Annotated in this window: 14 protein-coding genes; 2 read left to right on the forward strand and 12 right to left on the reverse strand. The window is 60.4% G+C overall.

The genetic code is table 11. The features are described from left to right. The 4 genes from E5554_RS14490 to E5554_RS14505 form a co-directional block, all read right to left on the reverse strand. The gene (locus E5554_RS14490; RefSeq protein ID WP_136187225.1) at positions 1 to 1,890 is read right to left on the reverse strand and encodes an asparagine synthase-related protein; all 1,890 of its coding nucleotides are present in this window, start codon (positions 1,888 to 1,890) and stop codon (positions 1 to 3) included. Continuing rightward, complete coding sequence (locus tag E5554_RS14495) at positions 1,887 to 2,321, reverse strand: lasso peptide biosynthesis B2 protein (protein ID WP_136187226.1); 435 nt, start codon at positions 2,319 to 2,321, stop codon at positions 1,887 to 1,889. Before E5554_RS14495 ends, E5554_RS14490 begins: the two co-directional genes overlap by 4 nt. Beyond that, on the reverse strand, positions 2,305 to 2,604 hold the full coding sequence (locus E5554_RS14500; RefSeq protein WP_004212598.1) for a PqqD family protein: 300 nt from the start codon (positions 2,602 to 2,604) through the stop codon (positions 2,305 to 2,307). The genes E5554_RS14495 and E5554_RS14500 overlap by 17 nt, the downstream gene beginning before the upstream one ends. A gap of 72 nt (positions 2,605 to 2,676) precedes the next feature. Then, positions 2,677 to 2,817 (reverse strand): lasso RiPP family leader peptide-containing protein, encoded by a 141-nt coding sequence (locus tag E5554_RS14505; RefSeq protein ID WP_004212599.1) that lies wholly within the window; start codon positions 2,815 to 2,817, stop codon positions 2,677 to 2,679. Between the two features lie 167 nt (positions 2,818 to 2,984). Here E5554_RS14505 and E5554_RS14510 point away from each other — a divergent pair, with 167 nt between their 5' ends. Further along, a complete protein-coding gene (locus tag E5554_RS14510; RefSeq protein ID WP_234781549.1) occupies positions 2,985 to 4,145 on the forward strand; it encodes a nucleotidyltransferase family protein in 1,161 nt (386 codons plus the stop codon). 18 nt (positions 4,146 to 4,163) lie between these two features. On the opposite strand, the gene E5554_RS14515 is transcribed toward E5554_RS14510, so the two are convergent. The 5 genes from E5554_RS14515 to E5554_RS14535 all read right to left on the reverse strand — a co-directional run bounded on the left by E5554_RS14515 (position 4,164) and on the right by E5554_RS14535 (position 9,649). Beyond that, a complete protein-coding gene (locus tag E5554_RS14515) occupies positions 4,164 to 4,949 on the reverse strand; it encodes a class I mannose-6-phosphate isomerase (RefSeq protein ID WP_247594266.1) in 786 nt (261 codons plus the stop codon). Between the two features lie 198 nt (positions 4,950 to 5,147). After that, on the reverse strand, positions 5,148 to 6,245 hold the full coding sequence (locus tag E5554_RS14520) for an acyltransferase (RefSeq protein WP_136187227.1): 1,098 nt from the start codon (positions 6,243 to 6,245) through the stop codon (positions 5,148 to 5,150). Further along, positions 6,242 to 7,543 (reverse strand): polysaccharide biosynthesis protein GumE, encoded by a 1,302-nt coding sequence (locus E5554_RS14525; RefSeq protein ID WP_247594267.1) that lies wholly within the window; start codon positions 7,541 to 7,543, stop codon positions 6,242 to 6,244. Before E5554_RS14525 ends, E5554_RS14520 begins: the two co-directional genes overlap by 4 nt. Continuing rightward, positions 7,506 to 8,630 (reverse strand): xanthan biosynthesis glucuronosyltransferase GumK, encoded by a 1,125-nt coding sequence (locus tag E5554_RS14530; RefSeq protein ID WP_010335939.1) that lies wholly within the window; start codon positions 8,628 to 8,630, stop codon positions 7,506 to 7,508. Before E5554_RS14530 ends, E5554_RS14525 begins: the two co-directional genes overlap by 38 nt. Then, on the reverse strand, positions 8,627 to 9,649 hold the full coding sequence (locus E5554_RS14535) for a glycosyltransferase (protein ID WP_247594268.1): 1,023 nt from the start codon (positions 9,647 to 9,649) through the stop codon (positions 8,627 to 8,629). The genes E5554_RS14530 and E5554_RS14535 overlap by 4 nt, the downstream gene beginning before the upstream one ends. A 224-nt stretch (positions 9,650 to 9,873) precedes the next feature. On the opposite strand from E5554_RS14535, the gene E5554_RS14540 reads away from it, so the two are divergent. Continuing rightward, positions 9,874 to 10,890 carry a glycosyltransferase family 2 protein gene (locus E5554_RS14540; protein WP_247594269.1) on the forward strand — a complete coding sequence of 339 codons (1,017 nt, stop codon included), beginning with the start codon at positions 9,874 to 9,876 and terminating at the stop codon, positions 10,888 to 10,890. Here E5554_RS14540 and E5554_RS14545 read toward each other — a convergent pair. From E5554_RS14545 to E5554_RS14555, 3 genes are read right to left on the reverse strand one after another with little or no spacing between them, the layout of a single operon-like run. Then, positions 10,848 to 11,864 (reverse strand): polysaccharide pyruvyl transferase family protein, encoded by a 1,017-nt coding sequence (locus E5554_RS14545; protein WP_136187230.1) that lies wholly within the window; start codon positions 11,862 to 11,864, stop codon positions 10,848 to 10,850. The genes E5554_RS14540 and E5554_RS14545 overlap by 43 nt on opposite strands. Continuing rightward, a complete protein-coding gene (locus E5554_RS14550) occupies positions 11,861 to 13,000 on the reverse strand; it encodes a glycosyltransferase family 2 protein (RefSeq protein ID WP_247594270.1) in 1,140 nt (379 codons plus the stop codon). The genes E5554_RS14545 and E5554_RS14550 overlap by 4 nt, the downstream gene beginning before the upstream one ends. Further along, on the reverse strand, positions 12,915 to 14,810 hold the full coding sequence (locus E5554_RS14555) for a WecB/TagA/CpsF family glycosyltransferase (RefSeq protein WP_136187231.1): 1,896 nt from the start codon (positions 14,808 to 14,810) through the stop codon (positions 12,915 to 12,917). Before E5554_RS14555 ends, E5554_RS14550 begins: the two co-directional genes overlap by 86 nt. Between the last annotated feature and the right edge of the window lie 7 nt (positions 14,811 to 14,817).

The following is a 14,817-nucleotide window of genomic DNA, read 5'->3' on the forward strand; positions in this document are numbered from 1 at the left end:
TCATCCTCCTGCATGTACGATGTGAAATTTAGCCCTCGGAGCGGCGGGCCGGGATCGTCTTGCAAGCCAGCGGCCCAGGCTTGCGACCCGGTAGGCAGCGAATAAGGGGGCGGCATCATTGGCCATGGACTGATCGAACTGCGTGATGGCCGCGCGGGCGACATCAATGTCGACAAATGGCGCCAACATGTCAGCCTGCGCATCCAGCATCGTCAGCAAGGATGCCCGGTGACGCGCCATGCCTGTTCCCAACTGGCCGGCAAAATTGAACTTGTCGCGCCGCAGTCGGACCTGCTCTGGCAACAGGCCTGCCATGGCGTTCCGCAGGGATGCGCGCGGATAGCCATTGTCGAGCTTGGCGTGGGCCGGGAGCGATACGCAGAATTCGACGAGACGGCGATCATAGAATGGGAAGCACAGGCGCACCCCGGCTGCAGCGGCCGAACGATCGAGCACTTCAAACGCATAGGGTTGTTGTGGCGATGTTAGGGTCGACAGGTGGCGCTGCTGCTCGGTCTGATAGGCCGAGCGGCTGGGCATTGTCGCTGTGCGGCGCAAACCTATATCCGTGCGACGGGCGAGGTCCGGTGCGACGAGCGCGGTCGTGAAATTCGGTGAGGTGCGGGGCGGATGCGCATGGTGGACGATGCGCCGCCAATTCTGCCGGAATCGCCGTATCGTCGCGATATGATCGAAATGGGGGGACGCTGCCTGCCAGGTCGAACAGCGGAGAATATGGGCCAAGCCATGTGCTTCGCGCAACAAGGTGGCCCAGCGTCGTTCCATCGCCAGTTCGTTCAGCCGCCCAAACCCGTGGGAAACGACTTCATCGCCGCCATGTCCGTCCAGAAGGCGGGGAAGCCCCAGTTGCCGGGCCCTATGATAGAGGCGTCGTGAACTGCCCAGATTGTAGGCGAGGCAGGGGCCGTCCTGTTCAGTCAGGATCATGTCCAGTTCCTGCAGCGGATCCTGATGCTCGGTGGGCAGGAAATGAGGGGTAAAACGCCCTGCTTGCAGAATGGCTTCTATGTGCGGGCCATCCGTCCAGTTGGGACTTGTGTCGAACGTCATGGACAGGCTTGGCACGGGCGGTCCCGCCGCCTCCGCCCGCAAGCGCGATGCCATCATGGCGATGGACGAGGAGTCCAGCCCTCCGCTGAGCAGCACGCCGGCTTGTTCGCTGATCCGACACGAGACCGCCTGTTCGAACAAATGCCGAAACTGCTCGGCGGTTTCCTCATCCTTGGGCGGCTGCGATGCCGCCAGATGCCAGTAACGGCTGATGGTGAGTTCGTCGCGCGTGACCTGAATGACGTGCCCTGGCGGCAGACGCCGGATTTCGCGATAGAGCGTCGTCTGGGCATCGCCGACTATGCCGGCCACAAAATCTGCTGCACCAACTTCGTCGATGGCGGATGAAATCTCCGAACTGAGCAGCGCGCCAATCGTTGTCGCCGCCATGAACAGTCTGGGCGAAGCATGATAGTAGAACGGGCGGACGCCGAAATGATCACGGGCGCCAAATAATGTCTGCGTCGCCTCGTCCCAGAGCACAAAGGCGAAGTCGCCCAGCAACATGGAGGCGCAGTCTGCGCCATAGCGCTCGTACAGCGCGGCGATCAGGCTGGCTTCAGGGAGAGCGGGGCGGGGGGGGAGGCCGAGCCGTGCCTCGATTTCCGCGCGATTGTCGAGCCGGACATCGGCGGCGACAATGAGGCCCGGACGCCGCTTCTCATGGTCCAACGCCTCCATGCCAGCCCCGGCAAGAATCGTCGGGCCGCTATCGATCGCGCAACGAACCCCGCGTGATACCAGGGAGGCGATGCCTTCGCCGGGCCAATGCCGTGCCGGCCGGCCATCGCGGTGGAACAGGCCGGCAAAAGCATTCATTGCCGGACCAGTCCGTCCAGGTCCGCCAGGACGTTGAAGCCGGCCAAGTCCTGTCGTCTGCCGCCAATAATGGGCCTTGCACGATGGTCGAGCAGCCAGGCATGGGCCTGGAAGCTGCCATCTTCGGAGCGGCGTACACCGATCCGGATCCAGCTTTCATGTCCCATCCAGGCGAGCAACGTCCGTGTGGCCACGGCCTGGGTCAGGCACGTGGCGCCGGGAACAAGTCGTGAGACGATGCTGACAGCGCGGGCGACCTGGCGCACCCAGAGCGGATTGCGCTGGCCAGTGGATTGCGGCAACCATTCGCACAGGCGCGCATAGCCGGTGAGGCTGAGGGCAAGGCGGACAGCCAATACCAGAGCCAGTGCGACCGGCAGGAGCAGTGCCAGAAGCAGCCCTGCCAGAGCGCGATCAGGACGCCGGCGCATGCTGAACGCTGATCAATGTGAACTGCGACAGGTTGCTTAACAGGCTCTCCAGATCCTTGCGACACTGCTCCGGTCGGACGTCGAAGCGTTGCTCGATATTGTCCTGCAAGGCGCCGACACTGGTGGGGGTCGCGATCGTTTCCCAGACATGGACGCCGACGCGATTGAGCGCGAAATAGCGGCTTGAGGTCAGGTCCAGTAGAACTCTCTCATTGTCCAGGTCGCAAAACACGATGTTGGGATCTGCTGCCACGATTGTCGCGGATGGCCAGGCGATCGTCATCTTTCTTCCCCGCTTCCAAGGGCCTTGCAAGAGAATGGACGCCCCCTCTGTCCGAGAAGGGCGTCCACCCTGTCAGGAGAACGTGAGCTCGCCGCGCGGCGTACCGTCCGGGAAGGTCGCGTCCAGGCTTTCACCGTAGGACGTGCCCTGCGTCAGCGATTCGAACGAGCCGAGTTCGACGAGCTCGGGCGATTCATAAGACTCCTTTTCCATACTCAACTCCTCATCATCTGCTGAACCATTCAGCGGATATAAATTGATCGTAAGTAAATGTTTAAGTCAAATTCCAATCCATCCGCGGTAACACCTATAGGTATAAACACATATCGCCATGATTTAACTTTGTAGGGCAATGTTTTGCATAAGCTAACATTCAAGGCGTGACTGATGTGTTGTTAGATCCCTCCCGCAAGGCACGGAAAATCGTGGATATCGTGAGGTGCCATGTGGCCCTGTCCGTTCCGCAGATGATCGTTAGCCCCCCTTCTCCGGCGATCGACGCGGACGATTGGGCGGACATCATAATGGTTGGGAAATCCTGTAAACTTCTGCTGCACCTTGGTGCCGGGCTCCGCGCCGCTGGGCAGGATATTCCGGACGCCTTCTCGCGCGAGGAAGATAGGTTCAGGAAGTTGACGCTCGCGATGAACGGCGTGAACATCGCTACAATAACCAATATATCTAAAGCTCTAATCCATGATGATCTGCGATTTATAGTTTTCAAAGGCCCGCTTGCTCAGAGAAGAATTTATGGCGGATACTTTCATCGTCCATCATCGGATGTCGATATCCTGATCGATCGCGGTGATCTGCGTCGCTGCACTGCGCTTCTCCAGGAGGCAGGTTATTTCCTGCCCGCGGAATGTGATCGTATCTGGTGGCGTGCCTTTCTGGGAGAGCAGCATTTCTTCTCGCGTTCGCCGAACCAGGCAACGGTCGACGTTCATCACCGGCTCCAGCAGCCGGGTTGTCCGCACCCCATGGACGTGGGCGCGTTTCTGCGTGAGCCGGCGGATCAGGAACTGGGGCAGGTGAAGGTTCCCTGCATATCGCCAATCCACGAAATCCTGTTAGCAAGCCTGAGCTTCGTGAAGTCTCTGACCCAGCATTGCCACGCAGCGGCCTATCTTCTGGATTTCTGCGCCGCAATTGCCGGGCTCGATCATGCGGCCTTGGCGATTTTGCATCAACGGGCAACGGAGCAGAATATCGAGCATAGCCTGCGCATCACCTTGGCCTGTGCCGAAAGCATGTTCGGCTTGGAAGTGCCGGAATTTGCGGAGCCACTGCCGATCTCGGACCTATTTGGCGCGGATTTGTCCCTGGCCGTCTTCACGCCCGATGATCCGTCCATTGCCTGGCCGCGCTTGCGGCATTTGCTGTGGCGGCTATGCGATGACCGGCGAGCCGGCCAGAAACTGGGAACATATATGTGGGTCGGTGGCAGCTTCCTGGCGTCCAAGGCAGCGCGCAAGATACCGGGATGGCCGAAGGAAGATCCCACCATTATCCATGTTGCGCCTGTTGCCGCATCGGGCTGATCGCTCCGCAAAAAAGCATTACACCGTTGCGAACAGATAGTCGGTGTCACTGGCCGCGCGGATCAGGGGAGTGGGTTGGGTCAGCAACCAGCACTCCCCCGCCCGCCAGGTCAGGCCATCGATGTCCCCGCGCCCCCGCAACGGAATGAACCAGGCGAGGCCGCTGTTGGTCACGTGCAGCGCGTCTCCGCCCTGCATATGTGCCAGTCGCAAACCGAAAGGCCCATCATCTAGCAGGACGCCGCTGCAGCCAAGTGGACGATGCAGGGCAACAGCAGGGCGCTGCTCGGTTTGCAGATCTCCGGTGGTCGCCTTCGTCTCAAGGTCGCGAGTGCGGTCATGTCCATCGCGATTGCAGGTCAGGTCGATATTCTGCTGCACTTCGACAAGAGATATGCCGGCGCCAATGGCATATATGGTGCCAGCCGGCACGAAATAGAAATCGCCGGCGCGAGCCGGCCGCCAATCGATGAACTGCGCCCATGCTTCAATTTCCGCCGCATGGTGCTGCAGCGGCTGTTTCAGCGGAACGATCGTGCCGATGCCGATCATCGATGCAGGCTCCGCCTCGAGGATGTACCAGCATTCTTCCTGGCCGGTGGATTCGCGGTGGGCGTGAATATGGGTCGACAATCTAACGCTGGTATAGATGTACCTAACCTGTAGCGGGGGCCTGGTTCCAGACGGAGATCCAAACCACAATTCGCCGATGCGCTTGCCCAATTTGTCGACAGGGTGGTTAGGGACGACGTCCTTTCCCCAGATCTTTTCCACGAAATTTGGCTGAAGCTTAATACTTGGCATCGGGCATGCCTTGCGTTGTACCTTTTCGCAGGGCGATCGATTGCCTCCGAGGTCTCATGCTCGTCTCCCGCAAGGAATGAGTTCATGAGAGTGATTGATTGGCAGCGGATTGAAATCCGTTCGAACACCTAATCGACTGGCAGGATTGCGCAAGACAAGCTTGTCCATTCTTCCAGTTGGCCGCGCCTGTTTGACTGGTCAGGAAGAAGGGCTTTCTGCCGCTAACGGCAACGGTCGTGTCGCGGCATGGCCGTTCAGGGCATCGGTCAGCTTGCGACGGACCCAATTGCCTACGGGGCGTTCAAACATCTCGTTAGACAGGCCGGCGACGGCCAAGGACAAGATTGTCGCGATCAGGATCTGCATGGGCATGCTGATGCCCCATGCAGGCCCGGCGAGGCGAACCAATTGAAGGATGGGCATGTGGAGCAGATAGAGCGAGAAGCTATATGCACCCAGTCGGCGCATCAACGGATTGCCCCATAGCATGTCGTTGAACGGATGACGGATTGCTGTGCCCAGAATGACCAAGGCGCAGGCAACGATCTTCAAAGGGTCTGCATAGTAGATGATGTGTTTCGGATCGTTGGTCACGGGCGGGAATACCCATGCGCTGACTGAAGCAGGGGGTGCGATGAGGACCCAGATAAAGGCCGCGGTGAACAGCAGCAGCGGCGGGAATAATCGCGTCATGCGGTCTTCCGGGATCTGTCGGACCAGTACTGCGCAGAGAATTCCGGTCATGAAGATGTGCATCTTAGCCAGAGCAAAGATGCCCGGCAGCCAAGGGCTCGCTGCATAGCAGCCTGCCACGATCAGCCCGATCAGCACATATAGCCAGCCGCGTAGCGGTTGCTTCGCATAGGTTGCCGCCCAGATCGCCGGGAAGAGAAAGTAGAATTGGAACTCCGGCCCGATCGACCAGAAGACCGATACGGTACTGGTGAATGTTCCCTGCCGGACCAGTTCGATCAGTCCGATCGGATAGATGAAATCGGCGTAGACGAAGCGATAGATCAGGAAGGATAGCAGCGAGACACAGGCGTAGAGCGGCACGATGCGGGCTATGCGCGCCGCAGCGTAGGATGCCAACGCATCTCGGTCGGGCGTTCTAGGGAGGTAGAGATGGCCCATGAGAAAGCCGCTGAGCGTGAAGAACAGCAGGACGCCATAATCGCCGGCGCGCGGATGCAGAAGTTCCGGATAGCCGAACGTGCGGAAGTGGCAGAATACGACGAGCAGGGCAGCAAAGCCTCTGATGCCGTCGAGCGCGGGTATATGACGGCCAGGGCTCATGCGGCGTTTCCTTCCATGCGCGTCAGGCGTCCGCGGGCATAACAGAAGCCGTAGACGACCCACATCAGAGCGGCTGTCTTGATTGACAGCAGTGAATTGCTGATGGGCAGGCAGAGTGCGAGGAAGAGCATAATGCCATGTTTTGCCATCCGGTTGCCGGGATCGCGGCCGAAGCTGCTGCAGGCGAGTGCTAACCAGAGGCCGATCGCGATCACCACGGATTGAGCCTGGACGAAATCGGCCCAGCCGGCGTCATCGAACCGGACCCGATCCGCACGAATGCCCAACAACTGGTCGAGGTCCATCGATCGCAGTGCATCGAGCCCGACGCTGAGTCGTCCGGGAAGATTGTCTTGGTGCTCCGCCAGAATTCCCAGCGCTTCGCCCCCGACCAATGCGACAAGCAGCAACGGCAGATAGGCGACGCTCCATTGATCCGGAACATAGGCGCTGATCGGCAGATAGAGGCAGAAGAGCAGGATCACGCTGAGCGCAAGCCTGCCATCGCAAGTGACCAGCAGCACCGCCGTCGAAACCAGCATGAACAGTCGCGCGCCGTTCGACAGAGAACGCCACATCGCCGCCGTGAAGATGGTACCGACGATCGCCCAGTTGCCGAGCGATACCGGCTCCAGAAACAGCGATGATCCGCGATGCAGGCCAAGGCCATCGAGCAGCATGCGGCCGCCGGGACGTTCCGAACTGAGAAACAGGTCGCCGCCGGCCCAGAAGGCATCCGCGTCATAGCCACGGGTCTGCACATAATAGTCGATCACGCGAAAGGTCGAACCAAAGCCGCCAGGGCTCGCCAGCTCCCACAGGCCGACCAACATGATCAGCAATTGCAACGACAACATTGTCTGACGCAGCAACGCGCCTTCAATGCGGGTTCCAAGCAGGATGAAGGCCGGGATCAACAATATGTCGCCCAGGATCTTGGGTTCGAAATATCCTTTGATCGCGCTCGTCAGCAGCGCCGACAGGACCATGGTCCAGGTCAGTGCCAGCCACCGAAAACTATGTTGAACCGGTTGCATGGTCCCGACCAGCAGCGCGGTCAGAACGATGCTGCCCTGCGCGGCAGACACGATGCCGGCGGTCATTGGGAATAGATGCGCATTGACCCAGGCCAGGGCCGGATTGAAGAGGACCGTGGCGACTAGCAGTCCAGCGGCGACATAGTTGACGAGCCTGTCATGGATCAGGCTGCGTCGACGCACCGCGTCGCGCCGCGCGCGAGCCGGTAGAGAAAGGGCAATCTCAGCCAAGAGAAGCCTCGACGAGCCTGGCGGCAACATCGCTCCAATCCTTGCTCGCCACCGGGCTGCGGCCAGCGTTCAGTGCCCGATCAAAAGCCTCGACCATTTCCTGCGGGTGATCAGGCCGGTAACCAAAGCGCAGGGCATGGTCGCCAACGGCGAAATCGGGGCAAACGGCGGGCAGACCGATTGCCTTATATTGCAGGAGTTTGAGGCTGGAATCGGCGAGATAGGCGGCGGCAGCCGCGCGCTGATAGGCCGCGATCCCGACATCGGCATGCTGGAGATAGGGCAGCGTTTGCGCAAAAGGCATCTCGTCATGCTGGATCACATTGGTCGGGAAGACGCTCTTGGGCGATCCGATGGTGTGGAAGGTGAATTCCGGGCGTGCCAGCGCGAGGGTGCGGATCGCCCCGGCGTCGAACAGCATCGATCCGACCGTGACCGCATTGCGCTTGGTCGCGTAGGGACTGTCTGTCGCCTGATTGAGCAAAGCGGTATCGACGCCATGCGGAATGAATAATTTGGGGCAACTGAAGGCCTCGAAATGCGGGAGCATGGAGCGGGCGACGACCACGATCAGGTCGATATCGGCCTCCGATTGCCAAAGCATGTCTTCAATGCATTCAGGCACGCCGGCGGTGGATAGAAGATCCGTGGCCCGATAGACGATCCGCGCCGAGGGGGCGACGGCGCGGATGCGCTTCAGCAATGCCGGCGCAATACCGGATTCGACGATGATGATGTCCGCCGCGCCTGCCGCTTCGTCCAGCGCGGTGCAGCGGTTTCTGGCCCATTTGCTGTAAAGCCAGGATTCCACCTTGCCCGAGACCGGCAACTTTACAGGGTGCCATGCACTGCGCCACAGATAGGCCTGAAGCCCATCCACCTGTTCCCAGGCATTGGCGCGATCAAACAGATCGGCCCGGCTGTCGCCACGCAGGCGCGACAGCCAACTGTAGCCGATCGACATGAAGGTCACCTGATGGCCCTGTTGCGCCATATGGCGCGCCACGAAATGCACGCTCGCGCGGCGCCGGGTCCGATAGTCATGGCGCGAGATGATGAGGACGCGGCGCCCTTCGGCGTGAACCGGGTTTGGCTTTGCGGCGGATTGTCCGATCATGAACGGGCCTCCGTGCTGGCAAGGATCTCGTCATAATAGTCTTCCAGGGCGGCTACGCGGTTGCGGAGGTCGAACTTGGCGGCCACATGGGACCGGCCGGCTCGGCCAAAATCGCCGCAAAGGTCCGGCGCACCCAGAAGCGTTTGCAGATGGTCGGCAAAGTCGTGGCTGTTGCGTGATCGTGCGAGCAAGCCGGTCATGCCGGGTTTGATCGCTTCGCGCATCGGGCCATCGTCAAATGCGATCACCGCCATGCCCATCGCTTGCGCTTCCATCAGCACGATGGGAAGCCCTTCGGAATCACCGTTTGCCGCGCGCACACTCGGCATCGCGAAGATGCGGTGACGGGCCATGGCCGCGAAGACTTCCGCGCGAGATCGTGCGCCCAGGAAATGCGGCTGGATACCAAGCCGATGGGCCTGGGCGACCAGGGTGGACATCAGGGGGCCGTCGCCGATGATGGTGAGCGGTTCGCTTCGAATGCGTTCGGGCAACTTCGCCCAGGCGTCCAGCAGGAAATTGACCCCCTTCTTCTCGACCAGACGGCCGACGAAGAGGGCGCCCCGGCGGCCATGGGCGGCGGGTGGCGGCGGCAGGCTGGACGTGTCGATACCCAGCGGAATGACGCGCAGCTTGTGGTCGGGATAACCTGCGTCGAGCAGGCACTGCTTGATCCACTGGGATACGCAGATGATGCCATGGGCGTAACGTAGAAGGAAGGGCTTGAGCATCAGATACCAAAGTCCCTCGGTGCGGCGCGCATGTTCGCGCGCCGTCACCGTTGCATCATAGCCATGGGCGGTGACGACCAGCGGTATGTTCCGTCGCGCGGCAAGGGACAGGATGTTCGCCCCATCCTGCAGGAAATGCGCGTGGATCAATCGCGTCGAGGGGGCCGACAGGACATCGCCGACATGGCGATATCGGCCGGTCAGTCGATTATAGACTTTTTCATATTTGCCCGCCTGGGCGCGATGCAACAGATGGGGAGTGTGACCGTTAATAGAGTATCCGTTCAATATGTTCTCAGTTATTATGATCGGATTATATCTATTAAGACCCTGTATGTGATCTGATATGAAGGTTTCAGAAAGAGGAAGGAAGCCTCTTCTGTATATTGCAACGTTGGGTGTGTCAGATAATTCCACTAGGTGAAATTCCTCAATTCGTTGCGGTTTCATCGATTGGTATATCGAAGCTTATTATCGCTTTCGAGTAAGGCATAACACCTATGCAAAGTCCCGTGACTGCTCCTGCGTCTCCCCTTGTCAGTGTCGTGATTGCGGCGTTCAACGCCGAGGACAGCCTGGATCGCGCGGTGCAATCTGCGCTTGCGCAGAAACTCCCGGTGGAGGTGATCATCGTCGATGACGCGTCCGGCGACCAAACCGTGGCAATCGCCGAACGGTTGATGGAGCAGGACCCACGGGTGCGACTGGTGCTAAGCGAGGCCAATGGTGGCCCTTCGGTCGCGCGAAATCAGGGGATTGGGGTCGCGCGCGGCGAATGGATCGCAATACTTGATGCCGATGATGCCTTCGCACCGGGCAGGCTGGTTCATCTGACAGCGCTCGGCGATCGGCATGACGCCGATCTGGTCGCGGACAATCTGTTTTTCTATGATTGGCACGCCGGAACAGTGGTCGGCACGGCATTGTCGCGGACAGCGCAGCCGATCCGGCATGTCCGACCGGCCGAATTCGTCCGCAACGCGATCACCGGACGCTCACCGTTCGATTTCGGCCAGCTCAAGCCGATCTTTCGTCGCCGCTTCCTGACGACCCGTTGCCTGCGCTATCCGCCCCAGTTGCGGCACGGCGAAGATTTCGCCTTCATCATCGATTGCCTGCTGGCGGACGGTCGCTTCATTCTGAGCGCAGAACCGCATTATCTCTTTACCCAGCGGCAGGGCTCCATTTCGGATCAGGGATCGGGGCAATCCCGGACATTGCTGAACCTGGATGCAATGCGCGCCCATAGTCTTGCCATGCTGGATCTGCCCCGCGTTCGCGATGATCGTGTTCTGTCACGGTTATTGGCCCGTCGCGCCACCGCCATAAGGCAGCAGCATAGCTGGAACCGCGTCTATCCGCATCTTCGCGCACGCAAGCCGATGGCATTGCTGGAGGCGATGATGACGGACTGGAGCAACTGGCCCATGCTGGGACGCCATCTGATCCGTCGCTGGCATCATCGCGCGCAGATGGCGCGGATCGCTCAGCCCGATCGCACCAGCTTGTCGAACTCGACGCTGAGCTGATCGACACGGTTGGCAAAGATCCGATCGTCGCTCAGAAATCCCGCCTCATTCTTCAATTGTTCAAGTGCAAAGGCGATGCGGCTGTGTTGTCGCCGGTTCCATGTGGTGATACGCCGCGCGACCGCGGGTGGTTGTGGCAGACGCCGCGGCAGGGCGAGCAGATGATGTTTCAGTTTGGGCCGCATGGACATCCACCAGCCGCGCTGTTCACGACGGGTCATCTGCCTTTGGTGCGCGAGCGCGCCTTCTGCATCAGGATGCGCAAGTCGATAATGTTCACCGACCAGGCGCCGGACTCCGTCACGATAGGCAGTGTCCAACGTCGCGGTAGGCAATATTCGCGGCTCATACGGCAAGTTGAGGGAAAGTGACCAGTCGAGCCATTTGAAGCTGTTGATCCTTCCCGAACTGGAGACCGGAATCCAGGGAACGCGCAGCGTATCGGCGATGATCGCTGCGTGCATCGAATCGGCGATCACCAGACGTGACCGGCGGATTTCGTCGATGACCTGATGCGCGCATTGCCGTGGGTCCACCAGCTTTACGTCGGCGGTAGCGCAGGCCGCAGCCCAGTCGCCTTCATCCATCGCCTCATAGTGGGGAATGAAGATGGGCCGGTCGCGCTCCGCTTCGGGTAGAGGCTTGAGCCGGTCCAGCGTGGAAAGCAGCAGCGCGCCATCGGCAATCGCCCGATCTGGGCGGTTGACGACGCGCGCCGTGAGCGGGCCGCGTAATGCCACCACATCCCAGCGATCGGTCGAGAAATCCTCGGGCACCGGCCTATAGCCCAGGCCGCTCGAGAAAATTCTGATCCGGGATGCGGGCGGCATATGATTGCCGATGATCGTGCCGATGCCGCAGAACAGCGTATCGGCTTCGTCGGACCAACGGCCGGGAGCAAGCTCCTCCCACAGCCAGCCGTTGAGGTCGTCGCCAAAATTCCCTTCCTTGGCGCGATAATAGAAGAGTTTCATGTCATGGCCTCGTCCAGGCGGGGGCTGTGCCAGCGCATCTTTCGAATGATGATGTCGCGCCATAATGGCAGCAGCGAGACGTTTATGAGCCGATAGGCATCCAGGATGATGCGACGCTGCTCACCATTTTTCAGGCCCTGATAGACACGGGGGTGAAGCAGGATCGCCGCCATCTCTCGGCGCAAGATCATGATGCGCTGGTCGGTCAGGCGCGCGGCAGCGGCGCTGATGCCCGGCGTGATCTTCATCAATCGATTGGCGAGTACCATCGACATGAGGCGGCGCAGATTTTTGGCACCAAGGCGCTCATGCGCATCGCGATAGAGATTGATACCTTCTCCCCGCTGGGCCTTGGCCAGCTTGGAGAAGCAGATCCCCTCAACGCTGTGCGCCAGCCGTACCCACATCAGCCAGTCTTCGCCGGCATAGCGAAGCCGTTCCTCGAACCGGAGATCACGCATCGCCCTGTGGCGCAGGATTACGGCGGATGTCTGGCAGAGATATTCTTGCACCATGAATTGCCCCGCGCGGTCGGGCTGCAGGCGATAGATTTGCCCGCCCAGAGGCAGGGGTTCGAACGCATCCTCATTGGCGCCCTGCGCAAAGAGTGTCAGCGAGGCGAACAGGCTGGACGGCGGCATAGCGCTGTCGCAGAAATAGAAATCATGCCCCAGTTCGAGCGCGTCCACGCCTTGTTGCAGATGATCTGGCGCCCAACTGTCATCGGAGTCCAGGAAGGCGACATAGTCGATGTCGGGTCCGATCTGATCAAGGCCGTGATTGCGCGCAGCAGCGGGCCCGGCGTTCGATTGCTGCATGGTTCGGAGGTTCAGCCAGGGTGGCAATTCCATGTCTGCCAGTTCGTCCTGCGCCGGAATGGGCGAACTATCGTCGATTATGAGGAGTTCCACCTCGGTGGGCGCGGTGAATGTTTGCGCAACGATCGAGCGGAGGGCCTGTTGCAGGATACCCCGTTCACGCTGGAAATAGGGGATGATGACCGCGATCCGGCGTACGGCCCGCAGTTCACTTGGGTAGGGCTGCACAGGATCAGGCGGCATCGGCGTTGCGGACAGCGTGGGAGTGGGGTGATGACGGCGGGATCGGGCCGTCCGAGTAGCCACCCCTGGCGTCACGGATGGCACTCATGAGGAAGGTGACGTTGCCGCGCAAATAGCGGCCTGCCAGTCGGGTCGGTTCGTTCATGAGCCGGAATATCCATTCCATGCGCATGCGGCGCAGCCAGACAGGCGCGCGCGGGACATGGCCGGCGGTGAAATCGAGCAAGGCGCCCGCGCACAATATGGGGCGGCCGATATGGGATGCCCATTTGGCCGCCCACAATTCCTGGCGGGGGTTCCCCATCGCCGCGATCACCAGATCAGCGCCGCTCTCCCGAATGTGGCGGCTCAGATGCTCCTCTTCTTGCGGGTCGAAGAAGCCATGGCGGGTGCCGACTATTCGAATATGGGGATGGCGCTCTTCCAGGATCGCAGCTGCGCGCTCCGCAATACCGGGGGCTGCGCCTACCAGGAATAGCCGGAGGCGGTCCGGATAGTTCTTCAGGAGTTGGGGAATGAAGTCGGTGCCGTTCAGATTGTGAGGGAAAGAGTTCCCGTAGCGGAGGCGACTTGCGATATCGACGCCGACGCCGTCATTAAGGACCAGCGCGTCGTTCAGCGCGGCTGCGACGCCCTCGACCCGCCGTGCCTGGTTGATCAGATGGGCATTGCCGAATGCTACCACGCGCGGCGCCTGGTCCCTGATGAGGTCCGAAACTGCTTTCAGCGCGTCGCTCTCCGAAAGAACGGCAAGGCGAAGCGGCCCAATCTGGCGGGTCTGACGTCCCAGAATATGTTCGTAGATGGCCGAGATCCTGGCGCTCACGCCCGGCCAGCCATAAGCCAGCAGACCTGCGGCAGTGGTCGGGGAGGGCGAGCGTTGCTGCGCCTTGCGAATGTCCTGCAGGGTGCGGGCAGCGGACAACGGATCGGTGAAATCGATCAGGCTGCCGGTATCGAGCTTGACGCAGGAGCGACGATGCGCCGGAATGTCGCTGACGACCGGATATAGTCCGGCGGACACCCCCTCGATCAGGGAAATACCGAAACCTTCATAGGCGCTGGGCGATGCGAAGATGGTACTCCGGGCAATCAGTGCCTGCAGGGCCTCGTCGCTGGGGCTATCATGAAATTCCACCAGATCGCCCAAGCCGAGTTGTTCGACGATCTGTTGCAGATCGGCGAAGGTGACACCCATCGGCTTTCCCGCGATGATCAGCCGGGCCTTGCGGTCCAGCCGGTGCAGATGCGCAAACCAGCGGATCAACAGGTCGATCCGCTTGTTCGGCGCGATCCGGCCGAAATAGATGAAGCGATGCTCGGCGGAAGGCGATTGCGCAAGACCGGCGAACTTGACCGTGTCCACGCCGTTTTCGACCAAGGTAAGTGCGCGACGATTGACCTTGGCGAACGTCTCATAGTCCGCTTCGCTGCAGGCAATGATCGCCCGATATCCAGCCAGTGAAAGGCGGGTCATGCTGTGAAAGTAGAATTGCTTCAATCGACGGGCATAGCCGGTATGAAAGAAGCCGCCATGCGTGGACAGGACCAGCGGTTTGCGGTGCAGCAGCCGGGTCAGTGCCAGATAGTCGGCGAAGAAATCGACGGCGTGGACATGGACGATGTCGCAATCGTCCAGATGGTGCAGCACGGATGGTGCGAGCGGATAGCGACGTCCACCCCGATAGGGTATCCGGACCACCTCTACATCGTCGATGATTTCGCATCGCGGCAAGGGTGCGTCGTCGCCGTCGAAGATGCGGTCCAGGGTGATCATCCTGACCTGGTGCCCGGCGCGAGCCTGTTCGCGGCACAGATTTCTGGTGAAGCTTTCCAGCCCGCCGAGTCCGGGATGATATTGTCGGGAAATATGGGCGATTTTCATATCATAC

Origin of the sequence: Sphingobium sp. PAMC28499, from assembly GCF_004795815.1 — a bacterium.
GTDB classification, from domain to species: domain Bacteria; phylum Pseudomonadota; class Alphaproteobacteria; order Sphingomonadales; family Sphingomonadaceae; genus Sphingobium; species Sphingobium yanoikuyae.

Bases quoted from the DNA above. Each gene is read 5' to 3' on its own strand.
- E5554_RS14490 (WP_136187225.1), bottom strand. From the start codon at position 1,890: ATGAATGCTTTTGCCGGCCTGTTCCACCGCGATGGCCGGCCGGCACGG.
- E5554_RS14495 (WP_136187226.1), bottom strand. From the start codon at position 2,321: ATGCGCCGGCGTCCTGATCGCGCTCTGGCAGGGCTGCTTCTGGCACTG.
- E5554_RS14500 (WP_004212598.1), bottom strand. From the start codon at position 2,604: ATGACGATCGCCTGGCCATCCGCGACAATCGTGGCAGCAGATCCCAAC.
- E5554_RS14505 (WP_004212599.1), bottom strand. From the start codon at position 2,817: ATGGAAAAGGAGTCTTATGAATCGCCCGAGCTCGTCGAACTCGGCTCG.
- E5554_RS14515 (WP_247594266.1), bottom strand. From the start codon at position 4,949: ATGCCAAGTATTAAGCTTCAGCCAAATTTCGTGGAAAAGATCTGGGGA.
- E5554_RS14520 (WP_136187227.1), bottom strand. From the start codon at position 6,245: ATGAGCCCTGGCCGTCATATACCCGCGCTCGACGGCATCAGAGGCTTT.
- E5554_RS14525 (WP_247594267.1), bottom strand. From the start codon at position 7,543: ATGTTGCCGCCAGGCTCGTCGAGGCTTCTCTTGGCTGAGATTGCCCTT.
- E5554_RS14530 (WP_010335939.1), bottom strand. From the start codon at position 8,630: ATGATCGGACAATCCGCCGCAAAGCCAAACCCGGTTCACGCCGAAGGG.
- E5554_RS14545 (WP_136187230.1), bottom strand. From the start codon at position 11,864: ATGAAACTCTTCTATTATCGCGCCAAGGAAGGGAATTTTGGCGACGAC.
- E5554_RS14555 (WP_136187231.1), bottom strand. From the start codon at position 14,810: ATGAAAATCGCCCATATTTCCCGACAATATCATCCCGGACTCGGCGGG.